Genomic DNA, 25,841 nt, shown 5'->3' on the forward strand with positions numbered 1-25,841 from the left:
CGCGATCAGGCGGCCTTCTTCAGGTGCCGCCGGCCGAGCAGCTCCGCGATCTGCACCGCGTTGAGCGCGGCGCCCTTGCGGAGATTGTCGCTGACGCACCACAGCGACAGCCCGTTATCGACGGTCGAATCCTCGCGGACGCGGCTGACATAGGTGGCGTATTCGCCGACGCATTCGACCGGCGTGACATAGCCGCCATCCTCATGCTTATCGACGAGCATCACGCCCGGCGCCTCGCGCAGGATGGTCTTGGCTTCCTCGGCCGAGATCTCTTCCTCGAACTCGATGTTGATCGCTTCCGAATGGCCGACGAAGACGGGCACGCGCACGCAAGTGGCGGTGACCTTGATCTTCGGATCGAGAATCTTCTTGGTCTCGACCACCATCTTCCATTCCTCCTTGGTCGAGCCGTCTTCCAGGAAGCTGTCGATATGGGGGATGACGTTGAAGGCGATCTGCTTGGTGAACTTCTTCGGCTCCGCCGAATCGCCAACGAAGATGTTGCGCGACTGCTCGAACAGCTCGTCCATCCCCGCCTTGCCGGCGCCGGAGACCGACTGATAGGTCGCGACGACGACGCGCTTGATTTTCGCCTTGTCGTGCAAGGGCTTCAGCGCGACGACCATCTGCGCGGTCGAGCAGTTCGGATTGGCGATGATGCCCTTCTTCCTGTAGCCGTCGATCGCCTCCGGGTTCACCTCGGGCACGATCAGCGGCACGTCCGGGTCCATGCGATAGAGCGAGGCATTGTCGATCACGGTGCAGCCCGCCGCGGCGAAGCGCGGGGCGTGGGCCTTCGACCCGTCCGAGCCGATCGCGAAGATCGCCATGTCCCATCCGGCGGGATCGAAATGCTCGATATTCTGGACCTTATACTGTTTCCCGGTCTCGCCGAAATCGACCATGTCACCGGTCGAGCGCGAGCTCGCCAGCACGGCGAGATCGTCGATCGGGAATTCCCGCTCGGCCAGGATGTTCAGCACTTCGCGCCCGACATTGCCGGTGGCGCCTGCGACGACGACACGGTAGCCCATTTTCGGTCCTTTCAGGTCCGCACGCTCAGGTAGCGGCGGGATGCTCTTTGGTGTGGATTGGTGCGGAATGCGAGTGCATTCCTGTACTTCGCGGCAAAACGACAGCCTGCGCCCGGATTTACGGGCGGGCGGTAATTCGTTTGCTAGTTCGTTTGCGAAGCATGGGCGCCGCCTAGCAGACCGAAAGCTGCGTGGCGAGGGCGATTCGTGAAAGAAAAACTTACAAGCAATCGCCCCCCGCTCTTCAGCTTTTAGGGCATCGCGCCGCCAGCCAGCGTATCGCCTCGGCCTGCGCGTCCGCAGCCATGGTTTTGACGTCGGGCTGGATCGCATCCCGATATTCCTTGCCGGTACGATCGCGCACGAACACTCCGGTCAGCACCAGCAGCGCGCCGTCCGAAAGCGGAAAGGCGCTGTTGCCGGTGGTGTAGCCCCCGCTTGGCTCGCCGAACGTGCGGACATTGGCCCGCCCGATCAACGCCATCGCCGTCATCTCGCCCGAACTCGCGGTGCGCGGCCCGATCAGAACCGCCACCGGCGCATCGGCGTGTGCGAGCACATAAGATGGCGGCAGCGCCCGCGGTTGCTCCGGCAACGGCGCCATGCCCGAAGCCGTCCGCTGCCAGATCGTCACGGCACCCTTGGGATCGATGAACGACCCGAACGGCGCAGCGCCCAGCAGCGGATCGAGACCATGCAGCATCGGCCACATATTGCCGCCGGTATCGTCGCGGAGATCGACCACCCAGCCGCAGATCGGCTGCGCATCCATATTTAGCAGCGCGTCGCGGATAATCCGGCGATACAGCTCGCCAAGCTCGTTGCCGCCCGCCGCGAAGGTGTTCAGCCCGGGTAGGCGGATAACGCCATAGCGGTTGTCGACAAGCTCGGAAGTCGGCAATGGCGGCGCGGCGTGCGGCGCTCCGGCGACGGTGCCGGCGGTAGCCGGCTTCACCGGCAAAGGCGGCCGCAGGAAGCTGTGCTTCTCCCCCAGCGCTCCGAGTATCCCGCGGATCGCGTTATGGGTGTCACCGGGAGTCACCGCACCGCCGATATCGGCATGGGCATCGGCCGAGACCCGTGCCCAATCGGCCTTGGCGCTGTCGATATGATTGGCCTGGATCAGCGCGATCGCGCTTTCGAGATAAGCCTTGGCCTCGGCGGAGGGCGGCTTGGCGTCTGGCGTTACGGCTTCGAGCTTCACCTCGTCGACGATGATGTCGGCATCGCCGCGGATATCGATGGTGAGGTTGATCTGCGTGGCTTCGCGCGCGACCCGACCGACGATCGCGACTTCCCGCCATGCGCCGGCCTGGAGGGACTTGTCGTCCATGCCATAGCGAAAGCCCGCATATTTGGGCTTGGGCCGGATCACCGCCATGCCGAGGCCGGCATGCGCGCCCGGCTTGCTCACCGCCACCCGCGCGCTGAACCGCACCAGCTTGCCGCGAAACGCCGCCGCATCGACGAACTGGATCAGCGAGGCGCCATCCGCGGCGTCGCCCGAAGCGCGATAGAGGTGCGCGCCCTTGCCGGCGCTGCCCTCTCCGGCTTCCACGCGGTAATCGCTATTCGGATCGTGCTTATCGAAGACCCAGCCGGTGAAGCCGCCGGTGGCGGTGACCTCTTCGAACCCGGCATTGCGCGGCGCGGGCGGCAAAGGCTCGGGCGTGGCCTGCCCCACGCCCACCCACCACGCTAGCAGCATCGTCAGCATCGGCATTCGTCAGCGTTTGTTCTTCACTTCCCGGTCGAAGAAGTTGAACACCGTCGTCCAGACATGGATGTCCTTCGGCGCGCTATGGGCCTTGCCGGGATAGAACATCATCTCGAACGGGCGGTTCTCCGCCTGGAGCTTCGCTGCCAGCGCGGTGGAATTGTCGAGCACGACGTTATCGTCGGACATGCCGTGCATCAGCAGCAGCGGATCGCGGATCCTGCCGGCGTCGGCGATCGTGTCCGCGGCTGCATAGGCCTGGGGATCCTTGTTGGGATCGCCAAGATAGCGCTCGGTATAATGGGTGTCATAGAGCCCCCATTTCACCACCGGCGCGCCCGATACGGCGGCGGCGAACACGCCGGGATGCTTCTCCAGCAGCTTCAGGGTCATGAAACCGCCATAGGACCAGCCATAGCCGCCGATCCGGTCCTTATCGACGAAGTCCTGCGACTTCAGATAATCGATGCCGGCGATCTGGTCCTCGACCTCGACGGTGCCGAGCTTCTGGAAGATCTGATCCTCGAACGCCTTGCCGCGGAAGTTCGAGCCACGCCCGTCGATCTGGAAATAGATATAGCCACGATCGACGATGTGCTGGACCAGCGGGTTCTCCCATTTGTGCGCGACACGCTGCGACGTGCCCGGTCCGCCATAATATTCGACGAACACCGGATATTTCCTGCCCGGCTCCAGCTTCGGCGTGATCATCTCCCAATAGAGGGTCGTGCCGTCCCTGGCCTTGAGCGTGCCGTATTGCGGGGTGCGATGGCTGGCGAGATAGGGGTAATAGGGATGCCCCTCCTTCAGCGCATTCTCCTCGATCCAGGCGAGGCGGTTGCCGGCCTGGTCGGCGAGATACGACTGGGTCGGCTGGCCGGCATTCGAGCGGGTGACGATGAAGCGGGTCGCGCCCTTGTTCATCACCGCCGAATGGAAATAGCCGCTTTCGGTCAGCCGGGTCACCGCATCGGGCTTCTTCAGGTCGATCGAATAGACCTGCATCTCGAGCGGCGTATCCTTGTTGGCGACGAAATAGACCTTGCCGGTCTTCTCATCGACACCAGCGAGCGTGGAGACGACCCACTGCCCCTTGGTCAACTGGCGCCACTTGCCCTTGCTGAAGTGATAGAGGTGACGATAGCCGTCGCGCTCCGATGCCCAGATCAGGCTGCCGTCGTTCAGGAATTTATAGGCGTCGCTGATGTTGAGCCAGGTCTTGCTCGTCTCGGTGAACAGCACGCTAGATGCGCCCGTCGCCGGATCGACCTTGAGCATGTCGAGCGCCTTCTGGTCGCGGCTCTGGCGCTGGACGTAGAGCGTCTTGCCGTCGGGCGCCCAGCTTACACGCGCAACATAGATATCGTCATTGGCGCCAAGATCGACCTTCACGCGGGCCGAGCCATCGGGCTTCATCACATAGAGCTCGACCACCGCATTGGGGGTGCCCGCCGCCGGATAGCGCTGCGAATAGACCCGTGTGCCGTCGGCGCCGATCGCAGCGCGGCTGACCACGCCCACGCGCGCCTCGTCGAAGCGCTCGACCGCGATGTGCTGCTCGTCGGGCGCCCACCAATAGCCGTCATACCGATGGATTTCCTCCTGCTCGACGAACTGCGCCTCGCCCCAATGCACGGTGCCGGCGCCATCGCTGGTCAGCTGCCTGGCCTCGCCACCGCTGAGCGATTGAACGAAGAAGTTCTGCCCGCGCGCGAAGCTGAAATAATTGCCCTTTGGACTGATCATCGGGTTGAGCTCGCCCTCGGGCGAGTTGGTCAACCGCTGGACCCTGCCGTCGACGCTGGCGAGATAGACGTCGCCATCGAGGGGCACGATGATGCTCTTGCCGTCGAGCGACCAGCTATAGTTGACGATGCCGCGAGCGTTGGTGATGCGGGCGCGCTCGCGCTGCATCTTCTCCGCTTCGGAGATTTCGGCGCCCGACCCTACCTTCTTCGAATCGACCAGCATCCGCCATTGGCCGGTGGCGGTATCCATCGCCCACAGATCGAACCGGTCCTTCTCGTCGGCGCGGTTGCGCAGCAGGGTCAGCAGCGAGCCATCGGGCGAGAGCTTGGGCAGGCGCGGCACCGGGCCGGCGAGCTCGGGGCTGGCGAACACGCGCTCCAGCGGCAGGTCCTGTGCCACGGCCTCACACACCATCAGCGGCGTTCCCAACAAAGCCAGTCCCAGCAACCATTTGCGCATCCTGTTATCTCCTCGGGGCGGCGTTATGGCCGGGCAGGACGGTAGGGTAAAGGTATCACCTGCTACCAATCGCGCATGCACGCCCCCGGCGCGGTAACCCGCCGCTAACCCTCATTTCGGGCAACCATGGGCGCCCTCCCCGGTTTGAGCAGCAATGCAGGAACGGGAGACGAAGGAATGTCCGACAATACCGATATCGCCAAGCTCGACGACCTGATCGTCACCACCATCGACAGCATCAAGGGCTATGAGCATTCGGCCGAGCATGCCGAGCGCGACCGCTATACCGAATTCTTCGTCGCCATGGCGTCCGAGCGGCGCCAGGTGGTCGATGCGCTTTCGGCGCGCAGCCGCGAGCTGGGCGGCACGCCCGCCGATTATGGCTCCACCGCCGGCACGATCCACCGTCGCATCGAGGATCTCCGCCGGGCGCTGGGCGGCGGCGACAAGGCGATCCTGAGCGAGATCGAGCGCGGCGAGGATTACCTCAAGGAGGAATTCGAGCGCGCCCTCGCCGACAAGCATATCTCACCGGGCACCAACGGCGTGATCCGCGTCTGCTTCGACTCGGTGATGCGCGGGCACGACCGGGCCAAGCAGCTGAAGGAGTCGCTGGCGACCGCTTAAAAGATCCTCCCCCGGCGGGGGAGGTGGCAGCCAAAGGCTGACGGAGGGGGTTTGCCATGGGCGATATCGCTCGGGGCTGGCCCCCTCCACCGCTTCGCGGTCCCCCTCCCCCTCCGGGGGAGGACTTAGCAGAGCGCGAGCATGCGGCTGGCGATCTCGCGCTCGCCCATCACCACTTCCGGCACGCCGATCTTGCGCAGATGCGCGACCTCGGCGTCCGAATGGGCACGCGCGATGATGCGCAGCCCGACATTGAGCTCGCGCACCTTCTTGGCGATCGCGCCGGCCTCGAACCCCTCAGGAATGGCGATCAACAGCCGGCTCGCCGCGCCGATATTGGCGGCGGCCAGCGTATCGGCGTCGAGCGCGTTGCCGCGCACCAGTTCGATCCCCGCTTCCTCGGCCTCGCGGGCGATGTCGCTCTGGTCCTCGATCAGCACGAAATTCTGCCCCGCGGCCTTGAGGTCACCCGCGATCAGGCGCCCGACCCGGCCATAGCCGATCAGCACGACATGGCCGTGCTGATCGAGGGGCGCGGGCGCCTCCGCCGCCTCGGGCTTTTCCTGACGCTTCGGCACCAGCAGCGTGAACAGGAACGGATTGGCGAAGATCGACAGGATCGCACCGGCAAGGATCAGATCGCGGCCCTCGGGCGGCAGGATGTTGAGCTCGGTGCCGAGGGTCGCGAGGATGAAGGAGAATTCGCCGATCTGCGCGAGGCTGGCCGCCGCGGTGATCGCGGTGCGGCCGTTATGCTTGAGCGCGCGGACGATGGCATAGGCGGCCAGCGACTTGCCGACGAGGATGATCGCCACCGTCACCAGCAGGGGCACGGGCTGTTCGACCAGCACCTTGGGATCGAACAACATGCCCACCGACACGAAGAACAGCACCGCGAACGCATCGCGCAGCGGCAACGTCTCCTCGGTCGCCTGGCGGCTCAGCGGGGTTTCGCCGAGGATCATGCCGGCGAAGAACGCCCCCAGCGCGAACGACACGTCGAACACGAATGCCGCGCCGAAGGCGACGCCCAGCGCGATCGCGAGGACGGCGAGACGGAACAGCTCGCGCGAACCGCTATCGACCACCCATTGCAACGCCCAGGGGATCACGCGGCGCCCGACAAGCAGCATCAGCACGACGAATCCGGCAACCTTGAACACCGTGCCCGCGATCGGGGCGGCCAGCGCCGCGAAGTTCGCTCCCTCCGCGCTCGCCATCGCCCCGGCCAGCGCCGGCAGCAGCACCAGCGCGAAGACCATCACCAGATCCTCGACGATCAGCCAGCCGACGGCGATCCGCCCGCGCTCGGTCTGGACGAGGTTGGCGCCTTGCAGCGCGCGCAGCAACACCACGGTGCTGGCGACCGACAGGGCGAGGCCGAAGACGAAGCCGGCAAGCGGGTTCCAGCCCATCCACCACGCCAGCGCCATGCCCATCAACGTCGCCGCCGAGATCTGGCCGATGGCGCCGGGGATCGCGACCTTGCGCACCGCCAGCAGGTCCTTGAGCGAGAAATGCAGCCCGACCCCGAACATCAGCAGGATCACGCCGATCTCCGCGAGCTCGCTGGCTAGGTTGGCGTCGGCGACGAAGCCAGGGGTGAAAGGGCCGACCATCACGCCGGCGAGCAGATAGCCCGCGATCGGCGAGACTCTCAGGCGGTGCGCGATGGCGCCCATCACGAAGGCGATAACGAGACCGGCTACGATGGTGGCGATGAGGGGCGTGTGGTGCATAGATCTCCTTGAATATGGTTAGTGCGCCGGACGGGATCGCTCCCGTCCGGCGGCTTTTGGTGCGGCTATTCCGCCGTCGCGCCGATGATCGCGGCGAGCGCCGCGGCCGATCCGGCTATCCCCGTCCATATGGCGGTCACAAACCACCAGGGGGGACGTTTTGTCGATTCTTCCATTGAACTTCCCCGGATGCGGAGCCGCTGTGGCTCACCGTTCCAGAAAGCGGCGCAACTGGCCGCGGCGGGAAGTCAGGCGGCGGGAGGCCCGCGCGGATAACGGGCCTCTGGAATTCCGGAAATCGGCAGCGCCGCCAGCTTGAGGCTCGCCGGCGGGCTTGCCAAGGCGGACGGCGCCACGATCGCGGGCACACCGGCCGGGGCGATAACCTCCGATCCGGCCGAAGGGGCGGCAGGATCGCCCTTGACACCGCGCTTGAGCATCGCGCGATTGCTCGAAGACGATGCATGCAGCGCGACGGCATGGTTCGCCGAGCTGAACGCGGAACCGTGAGTAACGCTGCCAGGCAGCCCCGCCGGCATCACCGCGCAGAACAACGCGGTCGCCAGCGTCAGCCACAGCGAGGCCGCGAACAGCCGCAGCTGTTTTATCGTGCCTATCGCTGTTCCACGATCGTGCATGCGCGCCATACTACCCTAACGGCCCAAAAGCGCCAAATATCCCTCACCGCGCTCGATCGGGCGGCGGGCCAGGCGGTTGGTGCCCCGGGGTGCAAGGTATCAGGCCGAGCATGATCAGCCAGAGTGTGCTGCCTATGCCAAGGGCTATCGGCGGCGGGACTGCCATGCCCCCCGCGTAACGAAACGGGGCGCGGAAGCAAAAGCCTCCGCGCCCCGTCCTTGCCCCTGGGCTCCCGCCCGAAAAGCTTACTCGGCTGCGGTCGCCTCTTCAGCGACCGGGCGCACGTCGCGGCGCTCGGCGATACGCGCCGACTTGCCGGTGCGGCCGCGCAGATAATAGAGCTTGGCGCGACGCACGACGCCCTTGCGGACGACTTCGATGCCGTCGATGTTCGGCGAATAGAGCGGGAAGACGCGCTCGACGCCCTCGCCGAACGAAATCTTGCGGACGGTGAAGTTGCTGCCCATGCCCTTGTTCGAGCGGGCGATGCAGACGCCTTCATAGTTCTGGACGCGGGTGCGCTCGCCTTCGACGACCTTCACGCCGACCTTGAGGGTGTCGCCCGGGCGGAATTCCGGAATCTTCTTCGTTTCGTGGAACTTGGCGATGTTTTCCGCCTCGATCGTCTGGATGAGGTTCATCTCATTCTTCCTTCTCGTGCCGCGCGCCAGAGGGAGACTTGACCCGAGCGCCCTCATGGCGCTCCCAAAGGTCCGGCCTCCTTAGCCGTGTATCGGTCTCGGCCCGGCTCTTGCGCCATGCCGCGATCCTCGCATGATCCCCCGATCGCAGCACTTCGGGGATCGTGCGCCCTTCCCATTCCACAGGTCGGGTATATTGCGGATATTCGAGAAGCCCCGTTTCGAAGCTCTCGTCCATGCCGCTTGAAGGCGCGCCCATTACGCCGGGAAGCAGCCGAATGCAAGCGTCGAGGAGGGTGAGCGCGGCCATCTCGCCGCCGGAAAGGACATAGTCCCCGATCGAGACCTGTTCGATGTCTCGCGCCTCGAGCAGGCGCTCGTCGATCCCCTCGAACCGGCCGCACAGGATCGTCACCCCCGGGCCACCCGCCAGTTCCCGGACGCGTGCCTGGCTGAGGGTCTTGCCACGCGGCGTCATCGCCAGCACCGGGCGCCCGGCGGGCACGCTGTCGAGCGCAGCCGCGAGCACGTCCGCACGCATCACCATCCCCGCTCCGCCGCCGGCCGGCGTATCATCGACCGAGCGATGCTTGTCGGTCGCGAAGTCGCGGATCTGGACCGCTTCCATGCTCCACAACCCCTCGCGCAGCGCCCGGCCGGCGAGCGAAATACCCAGCGGCCCGGGAAACATTTCCGGGTAAAGCGTTAAAACGGTCGCAGCGAAGGCCATGCGGGCCTTTCGGACGGTGGAGAGCAATTGGCAAGATGGACGACTGCATCATCATCGGCGCCGGGCCCGCCGGCCTGACCGCGGCGATCTATCTGGCGCGCTTTCACCTGCGCATCCGCATGTTCGATTGCGGATCGAGCCGCGCCGCCTTGATCCCGCGCACGCACAACCATGCCGGTTTCCCGGATGGCATATCCGGCAAGGATTTGCTGGCGCGGATGCTGGAGCAGGCCGAGAAATATGGCGCGGTGCGCGAGCTCGCCGAAGTCACCGGACTACGGGCGCTGGAGGATGGCTTTGGCGTGCGGGTCGGCGAGCGGGAATTTGCCGCCCGCGCGGTGCTGCTAGCGACGGGTGTGGTCAACAACCGGCCCGATATGCCCGATGCGCTGCATGACGAAGCGCTCCAGCGCGGGCTGCTGCGTTATTGCCCGATCTGCGACGGCTATGAGGTCACCGACAAGAAGATCGCGGTGATCGGCACCGGCGGGCATGGCGCGCGCGAGGCGCTGTTCCTGCGCGGTTACAGCGCCGACTTGACTCTGATCGCGCCCGAGGCCGAGCACCGGATCGAAGAGGAACATACAGGCGATCTCCACGCGGGTGGGATCCAGCGCGTCAATGGCCCGTGCGGCAATTATGCGATCGAAGGCGACCGCATCGCGCTCGACACCGCACAGGGGCGCATGGCGTTCGACACGCTCTATCCGGCGCTTGGCTCGCGCATCCGCTCGCAGCTCGCGGTGCAGGCCGGCGCGCGCGCGGCCGAGGATGGGTGCCTGGAGGTCGACGATCACCAGCGAACCTCGATCCCCGGCCTGTTCGCGGCAGGCGATGTCGCCAAGGGGCTCGATCAGATCAGCCACGCCATGGGCGAAGCCGGGGTCGCCGCAACCACGATCCGCAACATGCTCGACGAGCAACGCCCGCTCAGGCGTTAGCCCGCGAGGAACGCGTCGAGCTTGTCGAAGCTGCCGCTCCAGCCGCCGGTCATCGATTCCATCATGCTCGCGAACATGGCTTCCTCCGCCGCGCTGGCATCGATCGGGGTCCAGCGCAGGGTGAGGCGCGTACCGTCATTCTCCGCGACGAAATCCACCTCGGTGCGCATCACCTGCGGCCAGGGATCGAGGAACGGGCACGCGACGATATTGGCGTCGGCATCCGCGAAGCTCTGGTCATAGACCAGCCGGTGCGGGCGGCTGACTTCATGATAACGGACCAGCGTGTGCATCCCGGCGCCATCGGCGGCACGGAAATGCGAGTGCATCGTCTCGCCCGGCGCGATGCCGCCGCGAAGCACGGTGACCTGCGAGCCAACCGGCCCCGACCATTGCTCCATCTGCTTGGGATCGGCCCAGGCATCGAACACCCGCTCGATCGGCGCGGCGAAGCGGCGCTGGATGGTAAAGACGGGCTTGGTGCGGGTGTCGGTCACTTGGTCTCTCCATCGAAGGTCTTGAGATAGGCATCGAGCCGGTCAAACTTCGCGTCCCAATCGCCGCCGAGCGTTTCGAGCCATTTGGCGGGCTCGACGATGGCATCGCGCTTGAGGCGGCGGGGGCGCGACTTCGCCGCCTGCCCCGCCTCGATCAACCCGGCGGCCTCCAGCACCTTGAGGTGCTTGGAGATTGCCGGCTGGCTCATCCGGAACGGCGTGCTGAGCTCGGCCACGCTCGCCTCGCCCGAGGCGAGACGCGCGAGGATGGCGCGGCGCGTAGGATCGGCCAATGCAGCGAATTTACGGTTTAGCGACTCGTCCATAACCGTATGGTTATCATGACCCCACGGTTATATAAAGTGGCTGACTCCCGCTATTTGGCGCGCCAGCCGAGCTTCTCTTCGACCAGAAACCAGACTGGCAGCATGAGGAGGCCAGCCGCCACGCCGACACCACAACTTATGATAAAGAATACAGCATCCCACCCCGCCGGGGTGTCCGCATATCGTTGCGCCAAATAATCTGTCCACATTTTGCCGCCAGCAACTAGGCCCGGAACAATAAGCGTTAGCAGAAGCCGCATCGAGTGACCCAATCGCAGAACAAACGCAGCGCCGAGCCAAGTCATGAAACTGACGACGGCAAGACCGAAAAGCCAGAGTGTTGTGACCATGTACTCAGCCTATCATGCGGCCCGTCGCTAGAGCAATCGCCCAATCGTGAAAGCCTTCCTTCGCGGCCTTGGCGGCGGCGGATTCATGGTCATAGCCTACGGTGCGCAACGTCACCTCGCCCTGCTCAACGATGAGATAGCGCGCCTGCGGGTCGCCATTCTCGACGCGATAGGCAAAGGGGTGGTCATCGTCGAAACCCTGCAGGCCGACGCTGCCCGGGTTGGCGACGGTGCGGCGATCGGCGAGGTGCATCGTGCCCGGGATATGCGAATGGCCGCACAGGGTTAGGCGCTCGGGCGTATCGCCGAGCCGATCGGCCACTTCGGACTCGCTCGCGCGGCGGATGCCTTGGGGCTCGACGGTTTCGAGGAAATGCTCAAGATCGCTGCGCGGCGTGCCGTGGCACAGATGCACGCCCTCCACCGTCAGCGCCGCGGGCAGCGCCGCCATCCACGCCAAGTGTCGCGCGTCCAGCTGCGTCCGCGTGAACGCATCGCTCACGCCGGTCTTCTCAGGCGGTAGCATCAGCACCTGGCGCTCGTGATTGCCGGCGATCGTCGGCCAATCCCGTGCCATCAGGAAATCGGCGGTCTCGGCGGGCCAGAGCGGGCCTGAGAGGATGTCACCCAGATTCCAGAATTGCGTGCAGCCCCGCGCTTCCGCATCGCGGATCACCGCTTCGAGCGCGGGCAGATTGCCGTGAATATCGGAAAGAACCGCGATGCGGCTCATTCGACAAATTCGGCCGCGATCACCAGCCGTTCGGCATCCCATTCGGGCACCGCTTGCGGGTTCATCGGCACCATGAAGCGCTTGGGCGGCTTGCCGTCTTCGCCAGCTGGGCGCTCGATTTCGAGGACGTCGCCGGCGCCGTAATTGTCGATGGTGACGACCTTGCCCAGCAGATCCCCGTTCGAAGAGACCGCGGGCAGGCCCAGCAGATCGACATGGTAATATTCGCCGTCGCCCAAGGGAGGCAGCGACGCGCGCGGCACCGTCAATTCGGTGCCGCGCATCGCTTCGGCCGCATTGCGATCGGCCACTTCGGCAAAGCGCGCGATCGCGCCGTTGTTGCCGGAACGCAGGGATTTGAGCGCCAGCGCACCACCGTTAAAGGCTTTGTGCGCCGCCAGGTCCTCCGCGAAAACCTTGAGGCGGACCTCGCCCGTCACGCCGTGTGCGCCGATAATGACGGCAAGCGTGACGGGGCGGTCAGCAGCCAAGGATCAGCCCTCGGCCTTTTCCTCGCCAGCCTCAGCGGCGGGCGCTTCTTCGGTTGCTTCGGCAGCCGGGGCTTCCTCAGCAGCCGCTTCGATGGCCGGAGTCTCTTCAGCGACCGCTTCGGCAACGGCTTCGGCTTCCGGGGTCGGCTCTTCGGTGGCGGCTTCGACTTCGGCGGCCATCACCGCCTCGGTCTCGGCCTGCTCGTCGGCGGCGGGAGCTTCCTCGGCGACGGGCTCAGGCGCGGGAGCGGCTGCCGCCTCGGCGGCGGCTTCCTCGGCGGCCTTGGCCTTCTCGGCACGCTCTTCGGCGCGCTCGACGGCCTTCTCGCCGGGCTTGCCCTTGTTCGGGTTGTTCTTGGCGGCGCGCTCCTTGACGCCGAGCGTGTCGAGGAAGCGGGCGACGCGGTCGGTCGGCTGCGCGCCCATCTTGAGCCAGTGCGCGGCACGCTCGGTGTCGAGCTTCATGCGGTCGGCCGAATCCTTGGCGAGAAGCGGGTTATAGGTGCCGATCTTCTCGATGAACTTGCCGTCGCGCGGGGCGCGCGCATCGGCGATGACGATCCGGTAATAGGGGCGCTTCTTCGAACCGCCGCGCGAAAGACGCATAGAGAGAGCCATTACAAATTCCTTCTTAGTATCTTGAGTTAAGTTACTTCTTTTTCAGCAAATCTTCGAAACCGGGGGGCAGCGCCGGTCCGCCGGGCATGCCGGGCAGATTGCCGCCCATCTTGCCCATCATCTCGCCCATATCCTTGCCGCCCAGCGCGTTGCCCAAGCCGGTCATGCCGCCGCCCGGACCACCCTTGCCGAGCATGCCCAGCATCCCCTTGAGGCCGCCCATCTTCTTGAGCCGCTTCATCGCGGTCTGCATTTCCTGGTGCATCTTGAGCAGCTTGTTGACGTCCTGAACGGTCGTCCCGCTGCCCTTGGCGACGCGGATCTTGCGCTTGGCATTGAGCAGTTCGGGCTTGGCGCGCTCTTTCGGCGTCATCGAGGTGATCATCGCGTCCATGCGCAGCAGGATACGGTCGTCCATGCCGCTGGCGTTCATCGCGGCTTGCGCTTTCTTCATGCCCGGGATCATGCCGGCCAGCGCGCCGAGGCCGCCCATCTTGCGCATCTGCAGGAGCTGGCCGCGCAGGTCGTTCATGTCGAACTGGCCCTTGGCGAGCCGCGCCTGCATCCGCTCGGCTTCCTCGGCGTCGATCGCTTCGGCGGCCTTTTCGACGAGGCTGACGACGTCGCCCATGCCAAGGATGCGGCCGGCGACACGCTTCGGGTGGAACGGCTCGATCGCGTCGAGCTTTTCGCCCATGCCGGCGAACTTGATCGGCTTGCCGGTGACCGCGCGCATCGAAAGCGCCGCGCCGCCACGGGCATCGCCGTCCATGCGGGTCAGGATCACGCCGGTGAGCGGCACCTGCTCGCTGAAGCTCCTGGCGACATTGACCGCGTCCTGGCCGGTCAGCGAATCGACGACGAGGAGGATTTCGGCCGGGTTGGCGATTTCCGCCACCGACTTCATCTCGTCCATCAGCGCCTGATCGACGTGCAGGCGGCCCGCGGTATCGAGCATCAGCACGTCGAAGCCCTGGAGCTTCGCCGAACTCATCGCGCGGCGGGCGATCTCGACCGGTGTCTGCCCCGCGACGATCGGCAGCGTGTTGACTTCGGTCTGGGTGCCGAGAACCGCAAGCTGCTCCTGCGCGGCCGGGCGATTGACGTCGAGCGACGCCATCATCACCTTCTTGCCGTCCTTCTTGAGCAGCTTGGCAAGCTTCGCGGTGGTGGTGGTCTTGCCCGAGCCCTGCAGGCCGACCAGCATGATCACCGCCGGCGGCGTCACGCCCAGTTCGAGCTCGGAGGTTTCCGAGCCGAGCATGTCGATCAGCGCGTCGTTGACGATCTTGACGACCTGCTGCCCCGGCGTGACCGAACGCAGCACGTTCTGACCCACCGCCTGCTCGGTCACCTTCTCGACGAAGTCGCGCGCCACCGGCAGCGCGACATCGGCCTCCAGCAACGCGATCCGGACTTCGCGCATCGCGGTGCGCACATCGGTTTCGGAGAGCGCGCCACGGCCGCGCAGGCGCTCGAAAACGCCGCCTAACCGATCGCTCAAACTCTCGAACATAGGGCCCAAATCACTCCAAAAATCGTACCAATTCCGCCAAACGCAAAGCGAGCCGGCGGACGAAACCTCGTCGGCCGGCCTGCACCCGTGGGCGCTGATGCGTCTCGCGTTCCTTGGAACGGATGGGCGGGCACATAAACGCACCGGGCGGGAAACGCAACCGGGTGGCCAGCCAGCGGAACCGCATCGGCGATCCGAGTGATCGTACCTCCAGATTCACCGCTCACTCGCCAAAAGCGACCGTTTTGGGCCTTAACCCGATTTACACTCTCGCCGTGGCAAATCCTCCCGTCGATCAAGGGGGAGTGTGTCCCGGCATGTCGCTGGATCACCAGGAGGATCATATCGCAGGAGACCGCAAACCGCGGCCGAATCTGTTGTCGGGCGCGATCAGCGTGGCCGCGATCCTGCTGTTCGTGGGAACCGGCAGCTCGGTCCTGTCGAAGACCCTCCAGCATTATTTCGAAGGCGGCGAACCCGCGGATCGGACGCTCGTCATCGCCCTCCTCCTCAACGTCGCCCTGATCCTGTTCGGCTGGCGCCGCCATGCTGCGCTGAGCCAGGAGGTCCGCGTTCGCACCGTCGCCGAGGAACGCGCCCAGGCGCTCGCCGCGCGCGATCCGCTGACCGGCTTCCTCAATCGCCGCTCGATCTCGGAAGAAGGCGCCGCGATGTTCGTCCGCGCCACCCGCCGCCGCAAGGCGATGGCGATGCTGATGCTCGATCTCGATCACTTCAAGACGGTCAACGACATGCACGGCCATGCGGTGGGCGACGCGCTGCTCCGCGCCGTCGCGTCCGAAATCGCCGCGGTGATGCCGCCGATCGCGCTGACCGCGCGACTGGGCGGCGACGAATTCTCATGCGGCTTCCTGTTCGATCCCGCCGAGCCGAGCTTCGTCGAACGCATCGCCGAGAAGCTGGTCCACCGCATGGCCCAGCCGTTCGAGGCCGAGGGGCTGCGGCTGCACATCTCCTGCTCGCTGGGCGTCGCTCGCTCGGACTTCGACTGCGCCAGCATCGACGCGCTGATGCGTTCGGCCGATATCGCGATGTACGCGGCCAAGAAATCGGGCCGCAACCGCTATGCTTGGTTCGATCATTCGATGGAGCGCGAGCTCCAGACCCGCAACGAGCTGGAGAGCGGCCTGCGCACCGCGATCCCGCGCGGCGAGATCGTCCCCTATTTCGAGCAGCAGGTCGATCTCTCGACCGGGCGCCTCCACGGCTTCGAAGTGCTGGCGCGCTGGGAGCATCCGATCCGCGGGCTGATCAGCCCCGATCTGTTCATTCCGATCGCCGAGGAAACCGGCATGATCGCCGATCTGTCGCTGTCGATCATGCGTCAGGCGTTCCTCGCCGCGCGCGACTGGGATCCGTCGCTCAGCCTGTCGATCAACATCTCACCCTGGCAGCTACGCGACGCGTGGCTCTCGCAGAAGATCATCAAGGCGCTGACCGAGACCGGCTTCCCGGCAAATCGCCTGGAAGTCGAAATCACCGAAAGCTCACTGTTCGACAATCTCGCACTGGCGCAGTCGATCGTCGGCAGCCTCAAGAACCAGGGCGTCCGCCTCGCGCTCGACGATTTCGGCACCGGCTATTCGTCGCTGGCGCATTTGCGCGCGCTGCCGTTCGATCGCATCAAGATCGACAAGAGCTTCGTCATGTCGCTGATCGACAATGCCGATTCGGCGGCGATCGTGAACGCCATTGTCGGCCTGGGCGAAAGCCTCAACCTGCCGATCACCGCCGAGGGCGTCGAGACCACCGAGATCGAGGAGCGCCTGCGCGCCCTGGGCTGCGCCAAGTCGCAGGGCTGGCTCTATGGCAGGCCAATGTCGGTCACCAATGTCCGCCGCGTGCTGGCCGAGCGCCGCCTGCTGATCCAGCAGCAAGCCGCTTCGCCGCTGGAAGCGCCTGTCGAACTGCCTGAGGCTACCAGCCAGCGTCTGGCTGGCTGAGATATTCGAGTTCCAGCGCGGTTGATTCGCGGCCCAGCGCGGCATTGCGTGATGGAAACCGCCCAAAGCGGATGATCGCCCCGGCATGCTGGTGCGCGAAATCGAGCGAGTGCTTGTCGCCAAGCGCTTCGAACTTGTCGATGCACAGATCCTGCAGGCCCACATCCTCGGCATGCATCAGCGGCATGTAGAGAAACTGCTTCTGCTCGCCGGTCATGCCGCCGTCCCAGCCCTTGTCGATCGCCTCCAGCGTCAATTCCTGCGCGAGCTTGTCCGCAGCGAACGCCTCGCCTGAGCCGCGGAAGATGTTGCGGCTGAACTGATCGAGCACGATAATCGCCGCGAGCAAGGTTTCGGGATCGTCGCGCCAGCCTTGGGCTTTGCTCGTCAACACCTGATCGCGCAGCGCCCCGAAGCGCTGCTTGATCTCGGCATCAAGCCGATCCGACTTGGCGAAATGCTGCTCCGGCGTCAGCGCATACCAGAAGCCAAGCACTTCGCGCGCCTTCGCGTGGACATCCGCCGCACCCATCCCTAGATCGTCCGCCAATGCCGTCCCCTCATATCATCAGTCTCGGCTGCCGGCTGAACATCGCCGAAAGCGAAACGATCCGCGCGCTGCTTGGGCAAAGCGACACGGTGGTGGTGAATTCATGCGCGGTGACCAACGAGGCCGTCAAGCAGACGCGCAAGGCGATCCGCCGGGCGCGGCGCGAGCGGCCCGATGCCGAGCTGGTGGTGACCGGCTGCGCGGCGCAGATCGATCCGGCCTCGTTCGCGGCGATGCCGGAGGTCAACCGGGTGATCGGCAATGCCGAGAAACTCAGCGCCCTCGCCTGGGCCTCGCCCGAACCGGTGCAGGTGCAGGACATCATGGCGGTACGCGAAACCGCGCCGCACCTCGCCGCCAGCTTCTCGACCCATGCCCGCGCGTTCGTCGAGGTCCAGAATGGCTGCGACCATCGCTGCACCTTCTGCGCGATCCCCTATGGCCGCGGCAACAGCCGCTCGGTCCCCGCCGGTGCGCTGATCGAGCGGATCGCGATGCTCGCCGAAAGCCATGCCGAGGTGGTGCTGACCGGTGTCGATCTCACCAGCTACGGCCCCGATCTGCCGGGTGCGCCAAGCCTTGGGCAACTCGTCGAGCGTATCCTCATCCACGTCCCTGCCCTGCGGCGCCTGCGCCTCTCTTCGCTCGACGGGATCGAGATCGACGAGCGCCTGTTCGCGCTGCTGACGCAGGAGCCGCGCATCCAGCCGCACGTCCATCTCTCGCTACAGGCGGGTGACGACATGATCCTCAAGCGCATGAAGCGCCGCCACAGCCGCGCGGAGAGCGTCGCCTTGGTCGAGCGGCTCAAGGCCGCTCGCCCCGAAATCGCCATAGGCGCCGATCTGATCGCCGGTTTCCCGACCGAGACCGAGGCGATGTTCGCCAATACGTTGGCGCTGATCGAAGACGCCCGGATCGTCCATGGCCACATCTTCCCCTACAGTCCGCGCGCGGGCACGCCGGCGGCGAAGATGCCGCAGGTCGAACCCGAAATCGTGAAGGCCCGCGCCGCCCGCCTGCGCACCGCCGCGGCACGATCGCGCCAGGATTGGCTGCAAAGCCTGATAGGCAGCACCCAGCAAGTGCTGGTAGAGCGCCCCGGAACCAGCGGCCATGCCGGCAATTTCGCCGAGGTTCGCTTTGAAAAGCAGGAGATCGGTTCGATCGTGGAGGTTCAGATTACCGGCGTTGTCGATGGTGCGCTTGCCGCAACTCCAACCTGTCACCCCGGACCTGTTCCGGGGTCCAACGGGCGGCTGAGCGATGCGCTGGAACCTCTTGACCAAGCCCGGCGGCACCTTGGCCCCCGGAACAGGTCCGGGGTGACAATGGAGCACGAAGCATGAGCGGCCCCTCCTGGCACGAACGCCTGCTCGGCGGCTTCAAGAAGACCTCCGACAAGCTGATCGGCAACCTCGCCGGACTCGGCGCAGGCCGGCTCGAAGCCGCGCAGCTCGACGATATCGAGGAAGCGCTGATCGCCTCCGATCTCGGCCCCGGCACCGCCGCGCGCATCCGCGACCGGCTCGAAGAAGCGCAGGTCGAGCGCAACATGGAGGAGCTCGGCATCCGCCTCGTCGTCGCGGAGGAGGTCGAGAAGGTTCTCGCCCCCGTCGCCAAGCGCCTCCAGATCGAAGCCTTTCCGCGTCCGCAGGTGATCCTCGTCATCGGCGTCAATGGCAGCGGCAAGACCACCACCATCGCCAAGCTCGCCAATCTCCTGCTCGAACAGGATTATGGCGTGATGCTCGCCGCCGGCGACACCTTCCGCGCCGCCGCGATCGGCCAGCTCAGGACCTGGGCCGAGCGGATCGGTGTGCCGATCGTCACTGGCCCCGAGGGTGGCGATGCTGCCGGCATCGTCTTCGAGGCGGTCAAGCAGGCCACCGAAAAGGGCATCGACGTGCTGATCGTCGACACCGCCGGGCGCCTGCAGAACAAGCGCGAGCTGATGGACGAGCTCGCCAAGATCCGCCGCGTCCTCGGCCGGCTCAATCCGGCCGCACCGCATGACGTGGTGCTGGTGCTGGATGCGACCACCGGCCAGAACGCGCTCAGCCAGATCGAAGTGTTCAAGGAAGTCGCGGGCGTCACCGGCCTCGTCATGACCAAGCTCGACGGCACAGCGCGCGGCGGCGTCCTCGTCGCCGCCGCCGAGAAATACGGCCTGCCGATCCACGCCATCGGCGTCGGTGAGAAAGTCGACGATCTCCGCCCCTTCGACGCCAATGAGGTTGCGCGGATCATCGCCGGCGTGGAAGAGCTGACGCAAAGCTGACTCTCGCCAACTTTACCCGTCATCCCAGCGAAAGCCGGGAACCAAGATTACGGGCGATGTCACTTTTGGCTCTAGGTCCCGGCTTTCGCCGGGATGACGAAGATAGGAATGAAATGACCGACCGCCCCGCCGCTTCGCCCGGCCTTCGCATGCTGATCGATTTCGGCCCGCTGGCGACCTTCTTCGCGGTCAACAGCCTGCTGCCCGGCGCGCCGCTGGAACGCATCTTCGCCGCCACCGCTTCGTTCATGGTGGCGATGGCCGCGGCGATGGCGCTGAGCTGGTGGAAGACCCGCCACATCTCGCCGATGCTGTGGATTTCGGGCGCGCTGGTCCTCGTGTTCGGCGGGCTGACGCTCTATTTCCACGACCAGATTTTCATCCAGATCAAGCCGACCATCGTCTATTCGATGTTCGCGATCATCCTCGGTTACGGGCTGGTCGCGGACAAGCCGCTGCTCCAGACCCTGCTCCAGACCGCATACCCCGGGCTATCGGCCAGGGGCTGGCGGCTGCTGACGATCAACTGGACGCTGTTTTTCGTGGCGATGGCGGTGCTCAACGAAGTGATGCGCCAGATCCTGAGCTGGGATCAGTGGGTGACGTTCAAGACCTGGGCGGTGATCCCGATGACGATCGTCTTCGCGATGCTCAACGTGCCGATGCTGATGAAGCACGGGCTACAACTGGACAAACCCGAAGACGCGCCACTGCCGCCGGAGGGGTGATTGATCCTCCCCGGCACGGGGAGGTGGCAGCGCGAAGCGCTGACGGAGGGGGCGCTCCACGCAGCGCAGCGCATGCGGCGAGCCCCCTCCACCACCGCCTTCGGCGGCGGTCCCCCTCCCCGTTCCGGGGAGGATCGAAACGTTACCCCTCCTGATCGGCGCGGCTTACACCCTCGCCATCGAGATTCTGCGCGACGAATTCCCAGTTGATCAGGTTCGCGGTCACCGCATCCAGATAGCCGGGCCGTGAGTTGCGGTAATCGATGTAATAGGCATGCTCCCACACATCGACGGTCAGCAGCGGCAGCATGCCTTCATGCGCCACGGGCGAGTCGGCGTCGTGCAGCGAGGTCACCTTGAGCTTGCCGCCGTCGAGCACCAGCCAGCCCCAGCCATTGGAGAAATGCGCGGTGGATTCGGCGACGAGCTTCTTCACCAGCTCCTCCGGCGTGCCGAAGCCATCCTTGATCAGGTCGGCCAGCTTGCCCGACGGCGTCTGCTTCTCAGGGCTCAAGCTCTGCCAGTAGAAGCTATGGTTCCAGACCTGGGCGGAGTTGTTGAACAGGCCCTTGTCGCCGGTTTCCTTGGCGTGGGTGATGATCTCGCTGAGCTTGCGCCCTTCCAGCCCCTTTTCGGTCACGAAGCCGTTGGTCTTGTCGACATAGGCCTTGTGATGTTTCCCGTGATGGAATTCGAGCGTTTCCGCCGAGATGTGCGGCGCCAGCGCGTCCTTGGCATAAGGCAGCGGGGGAAGTTCGAAAGCCATGGGAGACACTCCGGATATGATTGGACTTGGCTGCCCAACGCACCGGCCGGGCTTGCGGTCCCGCGCCTAGACCCGAAACCGCCGATCGGTCCCACAAATTTCGTTGCACATGACAAACGAAAAAACCGATCATAGACTGGGCTCTCGATCAGCGGGGCAAGCGGCTGGCGGGCAACAGGGGAGAGATCATGGACAAGTTCTTCGGCAATCTGCACGCGGTGCTGGGCGCAGGATTCATCCTCGCGATCGGCATCCTCTTCGCACCTTTCTACACCGATTACGTGACGCTCGACGCCAATCACATCTTCCAGTGGCTCCACGTCTTTTTCGGCATCGTCTGGATCGGGCTGCTCTACTACTTCAACTTCGTGCAGATCCCGACCATGCCGGCGATCCCCGCCGAGCTGAAGCCGGGCGTCACCAGATATATCGCGCCCAAGGCTCTGTTCTTCTTCCGCTGGGCCGCGTTGCTCACCGTCCTCACCGGCCTGATCCTCGCCTGGCTCTATGACGAACTGCACGAAGGGCTGGCGTTCAAGCCCGGCTATCAGCTGATCGGCGTCGGCATGTGGCTGGCGCTGGTGATGGCCGCGAACGTGTGGTTCGTGATCTGGCCGAACCAGAAGAAGGTGCTCGGCCTGGTCGAGGCGGATGACGCGGCCAAGGCCAAGGCGGCGAAAATGGCGATGATGGCCTCGCGGCTCAACGTGATGCTTTCGATCCCGATGCTGCTGGCGATGACCAACATGCATTGATCTAATCCTCTCCCATTCGGGAGAGGAAAGTCGCGAAGCGGCGAAGGTGAGGGCTAGGTCGAAACGGCTGGCGACAGATCGTTTCGACCTGGCCCTTGCCCGACCTCGCTTCGCTTGGCCACCCTCTCCCGGTGGGAGAGGATTTTAGCCCCCTGCCCCCAGCAGCTCGTGGCGCTTGAGCGCGTGGCGGAGCTGGTCGTAGCTCAGCCCCAGTGCTTCCGCGGTCGAGCGCTGGTTGAAGCGGTGCTCGGCCAGCGCGCGTGACAGCAATTCGCGCTCGAAACGGTTGACCCGCGTCTTGAAATCGCTGCCGCCGTCCAACCCCGGCGCTGGCATGGGGGTTTGCTCGGGCAAAGGCGCGGCCGGCGCGGCGGGCGCCGCGCTCCCCGCCACCGCCGCCCGCGGGCGGAAGGGCGATTGAAACGGATCAATCTCGATCGCATCCACTGGCCCGGCCTGCTCCCAGCGATAGACGGCGCGCTCGACGACGTTGCGCAACTCGCGGACATTGCCGGGCCAGCTGTAATTCTCCAGCGCGTCGAGCGCGTTCGGTCCCCAGCCCGGCCAATCCTCCATGCCGATCTCGGAGGCCATGCGCCGGCCGTAGAAATCCGCCAGCACCTGCACATCGCCCTTGCGATGCCGCAGCGGCGGCAAGGTCACGACCTCGAAGCTCAACCGGTCGAGCAGATCGGCGCGGAACGTGCCTTCTTCCACGCGCTGCGGCAGATGCTCGTTGGTCGCCGCGACGATGCGGACATCGACCCGCACCGGCCGCGACGAGCCGATGCGGTGAATCTCGCCATATTCCACCGCCCGCAACAGCCGCTCCTGCGCGCCCATCGACAGCGTGCCGAGTTCGTCGAGAAACAAGGTGCCGCGGTGCGCCTCCTCGAAACGCCCCGCCCGCGCCTTGGTCGCACCGGTGAACGCCCCCGCCTCATGCCCGAACAGCTCGGCCTCGATCAAAGTCTCGGGCAAGGCCGCGCAATTCATCACCACCAGCGGCTGATCCCAGCGCGGGCTCAGGCGGTGCAGGCGCTCGGCGACAAGCTCCTTGCCGGTGCCGCGCTCGCCAATCACCAGCACCGGGCGATCGAGTTGCGCCGCGCGGCTGGCGCGCTCCAGCGCCTCCAGAAACGGTGCCGACTGGCCGATGACGTGGGTGGTGCGCTCCATGGCCGAACCCTTGGCGAATTTTCCCAATAGTTGGCAAGCTATAAAATCCGCCTGAACCCCCTGTGAACGGCAAAAATGGCGGAAAACCGTGGGTTTCACAAATTGGCACGGCTTATGCTGAGTATCAGGCAAGCCCGGCAACGGGCCAACGAAAAGCCAAGGTTCAGGGAATTCAACATGACTTACGCCAACAACAATTTTCGCAGCGCAGTGTTCGCCGTCTCGTTCGCCCTGCTCAGCAGCGTCCTGCTGGTCGCGGGCACCGTCTCGGCTCCGCTGGTCGCTTGACCCCGTCTACCGCTTCCCCGCCCCGGGGAGCGGAACAGCCGGGAGGGTGTCCCCCTAGGCCCTCCCGGCGACCCCATCACCCGAAGGAGTTTTGATTATGGGTATCTTCTCTCGAACCCGCGACATCATCGCCGCGAACGTCACCGATCTTCTCGACAAGGCCGAAGACCCGGCGAAGATGATCCGCATGATCATCCTCGAGATGGAGGAGACCCTGGTCGAAGTCCGCGCTTCCGCGGCCCGCACCATCGCCGATCAGAAGGAAATGCGCCGCCACATCACGAAGCTCGAAGGGCTTCAGGCGAGCTGGACCGAGAAGGCCGAGCTGGCGCTGTCGAAGGGCCGCGAGGACCTCGCCAAGGCCGCCCTGGTCGAAAAGCAGAAGGCCGCCGACATGTGCGAGCAGCTGACGGCCGAGATCGCGGTACTCGATGAAGCGCTCAAGGCTTCGGAAGAGGACATCACCAAGCTCCAGACCAAGCTGCGCGAGGCGCGCACCCGTCAGAACTCGGTGGTCGCCCGTCTCGAGAGCGCCAACAACCGCACCCGTCTTCGCGAGATGACCAACGGTTCGAAGATGCAGGACGCCTTCTCACGCTTCGATGTGCTGGAGCGCCGGGTCGATTTCGCCGAAGGCCGTGCCGAAGCCGCCGGCCTGGGCGCGATCCCCAAGACGCTTGAGGAGGAGATCGCCGAGCTCAAGGCGAACGACAAGGTCGAGGCCGAGCTCGAAGCCCTGAAGAAGCGCGTCGGCAAGGGAGTCTGATCCGATGGAGGACATATTCATCCCGCTGATCGCGATCGGATGTATCTTCATCGGGCTGCCCTGGCTGATCTTCCACTACGTCACCAAGTGGAAGACGATCGGCTCGATCACGGGCGAGGACGAGAAGCTCCTCGACGAGCTCCACTACGTCGCCCGCCAGCTCGAAGAGCGGCTGCTCACCGTCGAACGCATCATCGCCGCCGACAACCCCGATTTCCGGCCGCTGCGCCCCGAGCGCAGCGAGACCGAATATGATCTCTCAAGGAGGAATTGAGATGTCGAGCCGTACCAAGTTCTACCTGGACAAGCAGAATGGCAAGATCATGGGCGTCTGCTCGGGTCTGGCCGACTATACCGGGATTGAAGCGATCTGGCTGCGCGTCGGCATGGTCGTCCTCGCGCTCTCGACCAGCGGCACGGTGGTGCTCGGCTACCTGCTGGTCGCCTGGCTGGCGCCGAACAAGCCCTTCGGCCTCTACGAGGGGCCCGAGGAGGAGAAGTTCTGGCAGGGCGTGCGCAGCAATCCCAAGCGCACCACCAGCGAGGTCCGCTCCAAGTTCCGCGACATCGATCGCCGCCTGGCCGATATCGAGATGTATTATACGAGCCGCAACACGCGTCTCGCCGACGAGATCGACAGCCTGCGCTAAGGCGCTGGCTCGAAAGGGAGGAAGACCATGAGCAGCGGACAGATTTTCGTTCTCGGCATCATCGCCCTGTCGACGCTCGGCTGGCTGGTGAACAATTGGATCCGCGCCAAGCACGGCTATGCGCTGGAAGACGAGTGGAAGGGCAAGACCGCCAAGGGCGACCCCGATGCCGACCGCAAGATCGGCCTGCTGTCTACCGAAAATGAGCGCCTGACCGGCCAGATCTCGCGGCTCGAAGAGCGGATCGCGGTGCTCGAACGGATCGCCACCGACCCCGCCGAGCGCACCGCCCGCGAAATCGACGCGCTGCGCTGAACCCGAAGGAAGAGAGAATGATTTCGCCTGTCCTCATTCCGATCCTCGGCATCTCCTGCGGGCTGCTCGCCATCATCGGCGGCGTGTTCCTCAAGCCCTGGTTCGCGCTGCAGCAGCGCAAGATGGAGCTCGAAGCGCAGATGGTCGCGGAGAAGGCCGCCCAATATGCCGCTCAGACCGAACGGCTCGAACAGCGGGTCCAGGTTCTCGAACGGATCATCACCGATCGCGGGGCGAACCTCGCGGAAGAAATCGAAAAGCTGCGCGACGCGCCGCTCAACTGACTACCGCCGCGTCAAGCGCGGCAGAACAAGGAAGTAGTAAAATGATCATCGTCGTGCTCGCAGTGTTTGTCGCACTGTGCGGGGGAGGTATTGCCCTCGCGGAAATGCGGGACCGCCCCGTCCGCCGCGCGCTTCGCGCCGCCGAGGCAGCCTCGCAGAATTAACGCCGCAAGGCGCGTCAAAGGGAGTTTGATGCAATGAATCCGTTCGAAATGGTTGTCGCAATCGTCGTGATCGCCACGATCGGCAGCGTCCTCAAGGCGCGCTACGGCATTCACAAGGATAAATGGGGCAACGAGACGTATCGCGGCGGCACCGCCGATGCCGCGACCAGCGCCGAGAATGCCCGGCTCAAGGATGAGGTGCGCGGTCTCAAGGAGCGCGTCCAGGTTCTCGAGCGCGTGATCACCGACACCAACGACAGCAGCGCCCGTCTCGATCGCGAGATCGAATCGCTGCGCGACAAGAAATAACCTCTGACCAGGGAGGAATGACGTGACCTACGATC

30 protein-coding genes and 1 pseudogene are annotated in these 25,841 nt (G+C 65.1%); 14 read left to right on the top strand and 17 right to left on the bottom strand.

All coding sequences use genetic code 11. From position 1 onward, the window contains the following. Window positions 1–5: 5 nt before the first annotated feature. From KF730_RS10390 to KF730_RS10400, 3 genes are all read right to left on the bottom strand, one after another. Window positions 6–1,034 (bottom strand): aspartate-semialdehyde dehydrogenase, encoded by a 1,029-nt coding sequence (locus KF730_RS10390; protein WP_294094662.1) that lies wholly within the window; start codon window positions 1,032–1,034, stop codon window positions 6–8. Window positions 1,035–1,278: 244 nt separating this feature from the next. Then, window positions 1,279–2,751, bottom strand: coding sequence for a S41 family peptidase (locus KF730_RS10395; protein ID WP_294094665.1), 1,473 nt, complete (start codon window positions 2,749–2,751; stop codon window positions 1,279–1,281). A gap of 9 nt (window positions 2,752–2,760) precedes the next feature. Continuing rightward, entirely contained in the window at window positions 2,761–4,959 is a 2,199-nt protein-coding gene (locus KF730_RS10400; protein ID WP_294094667.1) for a DPP IV N-terminal domain-containing protein, read from the bottom strand. A gap of 177 nt (window positions 4,960–5,136) precedes the next feature. Between KF730_RS10400 and KF730_RS10405 the strand changes: the two genes are divergently transcribed. After that, entirely contained in the window at window positions 5,137–5,586 is a 450-nt protein-coding gene (locus KF730_RS10405) for a PA2169 family four-helix-bundle protein (RefSeq protein ID WP_294094669.1), read from the top strand. Window positions 5,587–5,711: 125 nt separating this feature from the next. Here the strand turns inward: KF730_RS10405 and ybaL are convergent, their stop codons facing one another. From ybaL to trmD, 4 genes are all read right to left on the bottom strand, one after another. Beyond that, entirely contained in the window at window positions 5,712–7,325 is a 1,614-nt protein-coding gene (gene ybaL / locus KF730_RS10410; protein WP_294094670.1) for a YbaL family putative K(+) efflux transporter, read from the bottom strand. Between the two features lie 248 nt (window positions 7,326–7,573). Then, window positions 7,574–7,963, bottom strand: coding sequence for a hypothetical protein (locus KF730_RS10415; protein WP_294094672.1), 390 nt, complete (start codon window positions 7,961–7,963; stop codon window positions 7,574–7,576). 246 nt (window positions 7,964–8,209) lie between these two features. Further along, complete coding sequence (gene rplS, locus KF730_RS10420) at window positions 8,210–8,605, bottom strand: 50S ribosomal protein L19 (RefSeq protein WP_294094674.1); 396 nt, start codon at window positions 8,603–8,605, stop codon at window positions 8,210–8,212. Window position 8,606: 1 nt separating this feature from the next. Continuing rightward, complete coding sequence (gene trmD, locus KF730_RS10425; protein ID WP_294094676.1) at window positions 8,607–9,335, bottom strand: tRNA (guanosine(37)-N1)-methyltransferase TrmD; 729 nt, start codon at window positions 9,333–9,335, stop codon at window positions 8,607–8,609. A gap of 35 nt (window positions 9,336–9,370) precedes the next feature. Here trmD and KF730_RS10430 point away from each other — a divergent pair, with 35 nt between their 5' ends. Then, on the top strand, window positions 9,371–10,276 hold the full coding sequence (locus KF730_RS10430; RefSeq protein ID WP_294094679.1) for an NAD(P)/FAD-dependent oxidoreductase: 906 nt from the start codon (window positions 9,371–9,373) through the stop codon (window positions 10,274–10,276). Here KF730_RS10430 and KF730_RS10435 read toward each other — a convergent pair. The 7 genes and pseudogenes from KF730_RS10435 to ffh form a co-directional block, all read right to left on the bottom strand. After that, the gene (locus KF730_RS10435) at window positions 10,273–10,773 is read right to left on the bottom strand and encodes an SRPBCC domain-containing protein (RefSeq protein ID WP_294094681.1); all 501 of its coding nucleotides are present in this window, start codon (window positions 10,771–10,773) and stop codon (window positions 10,273–10,275) included. The two genes, KF730_RS10430 and KF730_RS10435, sit on opposite strands and share 4 nt — an antisense overlap. Next, a complete protein-coding gene (locus KF730_RS10440; protein ID WP_294094683.1) occupies window positions 10,770–11,099 on the bottom strand; it encodes a metalloregulator ArsR/SmtB family transcription factor in 330 nt (109 codons plus the stop codon). Before KF730_RS10440 ends, KF730_RS10435 begins: the two co-directional genes overlap by 4 nt. 50 nt (window positions 11,100–11,149) lie before the next feature. Then, a complete protein-coding gene (locus KF730_RS10445; RefSeq protein ID WP_294094685.1) occupies window positions 11,150–11,449 on the bottom strand; it encodes a hypothetical protein in 300 nt (99 codons plus the stop codon). A 4-nt stretch (window positions 11,450–11,453) separates the two neighbouring features. Then, window positions 11,454–12,182, bottom strand: coding sequence for a metallophosphoesterase family protein (locus tag KF730_RS10450; protein ID WP_294094688.1), 729 nt, complete (start codon window positions 12,180–12,182; stop codon window positions 11,454–11,456). Beyond that, window positions 12,179–12,673: a ribosome maturation factor RimM gene (rimM, locus tag KF730_RS10455; RefSeq protein WP_294094690.1), complete on the bottom strand. Its 495-nt coding sequence runs from the start codon at window positions 12,671–12,673 to the stop codon at window positions 12,179–12,181. Before rimM ends, KF730_RS10450 begins: the two co-directional genes overlap by 4 nt. Window positions 12,674–12,805: 132 nt before the next feature. Beyond that, a pseudogene (rpsP, locus tag KF730_RS10460) lies at window positions 12,806–13,291 on the bottom strand (30S ribosomal protein S16); the annotation flags it as partial. 31 nt (window positions 13,292–13,322) lie between these two features. Then, the gene (ffh, locus tag KF730_RS10465) at window positions 13,323–14,807 is read right to left on the bottom strand and encodes a signal recognition particle protein (protein ID WP_294094694.1); all 1,485 of its coding nucleotides are present in this window, start codon (window positions 14,805–14,807) and stop codon (window positions 13,323–13,325) included. Between the two features lie 317 nt (window positions 14,808–15,124). On the opposite strand from ffh, the gene KF730_RS10470 reads away from it, so the two are divergent. Continuing rightward, window positions 15,125–16,771 (top strand): EAL domain-containing protein, encoded by a 1,647-nt coding sequence (locus tag KF730_RS10470; RefSeq protein WP_294094696.1) that lies wholly within the window; start codon window positions 15,125–15,127, stop codon window positions 16,769–16,771. Here the strand turns inward: KF730_RS10470 and KF730_RS10475 are convergent. After that, window positions 16,746–17,321 carry a DUF924 family protein gene (locus KF730_RS10475; RefSeq protein WP_294094698.1) on the bottom strand — a complete coding sequence of 192 codons (576 nt, stop codon included), beginning with the start codon at window positions 17,319–17,321 and terminating at the stop codon, window positions 16,746–16,748. The genes KF730_RS10470 and KF730_RS10475 overlap by 26 nt on opposite strands. Here KF730_RS10475 and mtaB point away from each other — a divergent pair. The 3 genes from mtaB (at window position 17,321) to KF730_RS10490 (ending at window position 20,330) form a co-directional block, all read left to right on the top strand. Next, entirely contained in the window at window positions 17,321–18,670 is a 1,350-nt protein-coding gene (gene mtaB, locus KF730_RS10480; protein ID WP_294094701.1) for a tRNA (N(6)-L-threonylcarbamoyladenosine(37)-C(2))-methylthiotransferase MtaB, read from the top strand. The genes KF730_RS10475 and mtaB overlap by 1 nt on opposite strands. Continuing rightward, a complete protein-coding gene (ftsY, locus tag KF730_RS10485) occupies window positions 18,667–19,602 on the top strand; it encodes a signal recognition particle-docking protein FtsY (protein WP_294094703.1) in 936 nt (311 codons plus the stop codon). Before mtaB ends, ftsY begins: the two co-directional genes overlap by 4 nt. 113 nt (window positions 19,603–19,715) lie before the next feature. Further along, complete coding sequence (locus KF730_RS10490) at window positions 19,716–20,330, top strand: septation protein A (RefSeq protein WP_294094705.1); 615 nt, start codon at window positions 19,716–19,718, stop codon at window positions 20,328–20,330. A gap of 142 nt (window positions 20,331–20,472) precedes the next feature. Here KF730_RS10490 and KF730_RS10495 read toward each other — a convergent pair whose 3' ends face one another. Further along, window positions 20,473–21,096 (bottom strand): superoxide dismutase, encoded by a 624-nt coding sequence (locus KF730_RS10495; protein ID WP_294094707.1) that lies wholly within the window; start codon window positions 21,094–21,096, stop codon window positions 20,473–20,475. A gap of 188 nt (window positions 21,097–21,284) precedes the next feature. On the opposite strand from KF730_RS10495, the gene KF730_RS10500 reads away from it, so the two are divergent. After that, complete coding sequence (locus tag KF730_RS10500) at window positions 21,285–21,851, top strand: urate hydroxylase PuuD (protein WP_294094710.1); 567 nt, start codon at window positions 21,285–21,287, stop codon at window positions 21,849–21,851. Between the two features lie 144 nt (window positions 21,852–21,995). Here the strand turns inward: KF730_RS10500 and pspF are convergent, their stop codons facing one another. Beyond that, on the bottom strand, window positions 21,996–23,030 hold the full coding sequence (pspF, locus tag KF730_RS10505) for a phage shock protein operon transcriptional activator (RefSeq protein ID WP_294094712.1): 1,035 nt from the start codon (window positions 23,028–23,030) through the stop codon (window positions 21,996–21,998). A 385-nt stretch (window positions 23,031–23,415) separates the two neighbouring features. Between pspF and pspA the strand changes: the two genes are divergently transcribed. The 7 genes from pspA to KF730_RS10540 are packed head-to-tail and all read left to right on the top strand — an operon-like array spanning window position 23,416 to window position 25,806. Then, window positions 23,416–24,084, top strand: a complete 669-nt coding sequence (gene pspA / locus KF730_RS10510) for a phage shock protein PspA (RefSeq protein WP_294094714.1) — start codon at window positions 23,416–23,418, stop codon at window positions 24,082–24,084. Window positions 24,085–24,088: 4 nt separating this feature from the next. Next, window positions 24,089–24,358, top strand: coding sequence for an envelope stress response membrane protein PspB (gene pspB / locus KF730_RS10515; RefSeq protein ID WP_294094718.1), 270 nt, complete (start codon window positions 24,089–24,091; stop codon window positions 24,356–24,358). A gap of 1 nt (window position 24,359) precedes the next feature. Beyond that, complete coding sequence (gene pspC, locus KF730_RS10520; protein WP_294094721.1) at window positions 24,360–24,734, top strand: envelope stress response membrane protein PspC; 375 nt, start codon at window positions 24,360–24,362, stop codon at window positions 24,732–24,734. A 27-nt stretch (window positions 24,735–24,761) separates the two neighbouring features. Beyond that, window positions 24,762–25,049: a hypothetical protein gene (locus KF730_RS10525; RefSeq protein WP_294094723.1), complete on the top strand. Its 288-nt coding sequence runs from the start codon at window positions 24,762–24,764 to the stop codon at window positions 25,047–25,049. Window positions 25,050–25,066: 17 nt separating this feature from the next. After that, the gene (locus KF730_RS10530) at window positions 25,067–25,333 is read left to right on the top strand and encodes a hypothetical protein (protein ID WP_294094725.1); all 267 of its coding nucleotides are present in this window, start codon (window positions 25,067–25,069) and stop codon (window positions 25,331–25,333) included. Between the two features lie 41 nt (window positions 25,334–25,374). Beyond that, window positions 25,375–25,497 (top strand): hypothetical protein, encoded by a 123-nt coding sequence (locus KF730_RS10535; protein WP_294094727.1) that lies wholly within the window; start codon window positions 25,375–25,377, stop codon window positions 25,495–25,497. A 33-nt stretch (window positions 25,498–25,530) separates the two neighbouring features. Further along, window positions 25,531–25,806: a hypothetical protein gene (locus KF730_RS10540; RefSeq protein ID WP_294094730.1), complete on the top strand. Its 276-nt coding sequence runs from the start codon at window positions 25,531–25,533 to the stop codon at window positions 25,804–25,806. The last annotated feature ends 35 nt before the right edge of the window (window positions 25,807–25,841 follow it).

The organism is Sphingomonas sp. (genome assembly GCF_019635515.1).
Classification (GTDB): Bacteria; Pseudomonadota; Alphaproteobacteria; order Sphingomonadales; family Sphingomonadaceae; genus Sphingomonas.

Bases quoted from the DNA above. Each gene is read 5' to 3' on its own strand.
- KF730_RS10390 (WP_294094662.1), bottom strand. From the start codon at position 1,034: ATGGGCTACCGTGTCGTCGTCGCAGGCGCCACCGGCAATGTCGGGCGC.
- KF730_RS10395 (WP_294094665.1), bottom strand. From the start codon at position 2,751: ATGCTGACGATGCTGCTAGCGTGGTGGGTGGGCGTGGGGCAGGCCACG.
- KF730_RS10400 (WP_294094667.1), bottom strand. From the start codon at position 4,959: ATGCGCAAATGGTTGCTGGGACTGGCTTTGTTGGGAACGCCGCTGATG.
- KF730_RS10405 (WP_294094669.1), top strand. From the start codon at position 5,137: ATGTCCGACAATACCGATATCGCCAAGCTCGACGACCTGATCGTCACC.
- ybaL (WP_294094670.1), bottom strand. From the start codon at position 7,325: ATGCACCACACGCCCCTCATCGCCACCATCGTAGCCGGTCTCGTTATC.
- KF730_RS10415 (WP_294094672.1), bottom strand. From the start codon at position 7,963: ATGCACGATCGTGGAACAGCGATAGGCACGATAAAACAGCTGCGGCTG.
- rplS (WP_294094674.1), bottom strand. From the start codon at position 8,605: ATGAACCTCATCCAGACGATCGAGGCGGAAAACATCGCCAAGTTCCAC.
- trmD (WP_294094676.1), bottom strand. From the start codon at position 9,335: ATGGCCTTCGCTGCGACCGTTTTAACGCTTTACCCGGAAATGTTTCCC.
- KF730_RS10430 (WP_294094679.1), top strand. From the start codon at position 9,371: ATGGACGACTGCATCATCATCGGCGCCGGGCCCGCCGGCCTGACCGCG.
- KF730_RS10440 (WP_294094683.1), bottom strand. From the start codon at position 11,099: ATGGACGAGTCGCTAAACCGTAAATTCGCTGCATTGGCCGATCCTACG.
- KF730_RS10445 (WP_294094685.1), bottom strand. From the start codon at position 11,449: ATGGTCACAACACTCTGGCTTTTCGGTCTTGCCGTCGTCAGTTTCATG.
- KF730_RS10450 (WP_294094688.1), bottom strand. From the start codon at position 12,182: ATGAGCCGCATCGCGGTTCTTTCCGATATTCACGGCAATCTGCCCGCG.
- ffh (WP_294094694.1), bottom strand. From the start codon at position 14,807: ATGTTCGAGAGTTTGAGCGATCGGTTAGGCGGCGTTTTCGAGCGCCTG.
- KF730_RS10470 (WP_294094696.1), top strand. From the start codon at position 15,125: ATGTCGCTGGATCACCAGGAGGATCATATCGCAGGAGACCGCAAACCG.
- mtaB (WP_294094701.1), top strand. From the start codon at position 17,321: ATGCCGTCCCCTCATATCATCAGTCTCGGCTGCCGGCTGAACATCGCC.
- ftsY (WP_294094703.1), top strand. From the start codon at position 18,667: ATGAGCGGCCCCTCCTGGCACGAACGCCTGCTCGGCGGCTTCAAGAAG.
- KF730_RS10490 (WP_294094705.1), top strand. From the start codon at position 19,716: ATGACCGACCGCCCCGCCGCTTCGCCCGGCCTTCGCATGCTGATCGAT.
- KF730_RS10495 (WP_294094707.1), bottom strand. From the start codon at position 21,096: ATGGCTTTCGAACTTCCCCCGCTGCCTTATGCCAAGGACGCGCTGGCG.
- KF730_RS10500 (WP_294094710.1), top strand. From the start codon at position 21,285: ATGGACAAGTTCTTCGGCAATCTGCACGCGGTGCTGGGCGCAGGATTC.
- pspF (WP_294094712.1), bottom strand. From the start codon at position 23,030: ATGGAGCGCACCACCCACGTCATCGGCCAGTCGGCACCGTTTCTGGAG.
- pspA (WP_294094714.1), top strand. From the start codon at position 23,416: ATGGGTATCTTCTCTCGAACCCGCGACATCATCGCCGCGAACGTCACC.
- pspB (WP_294094718.1), top strand. From the start codon at position 24,089: ATGGAGGACATATTCATCCCGCTGATCGCGATCGGATGTATCTTCATC.
- pspC (WP_294094721.1), top strand. From the start codon at position 24,360: ATGTCGAGCCGTACCAAGTTCTACCTGGACAAGCAGAATGGCAAGATC.
- KF730_RS10525 (WP_294094723.1), top strand. From the start codon at position 24,762: ATGAGCAGCGGACAGATTTTCGTTCTCGGCATCATCGCCCTGTCGACG.
- KF730_RS10530 (WP_294094725.1), top strand. From the start codon at position 25,067: ATGATTTCGCCTGTCCTCATTCCGATCCTCGGCATCTCCTGCGGGCTG.
- KF730_RS10535 (WP_294094727.1), top strand. From the start codon at position 25,375: ATGATCATCGTCGTGCTCGCAGTGTTTGTCGCACTGTGCGGGGGAGGT.
- KF730_RS10540 (WP_294094730.1), top strand. From the start codon at position 25,531: ATGAATCCGTTCGAAATGGTTGTCGCAATCGTCGTGATCGCCACGATC.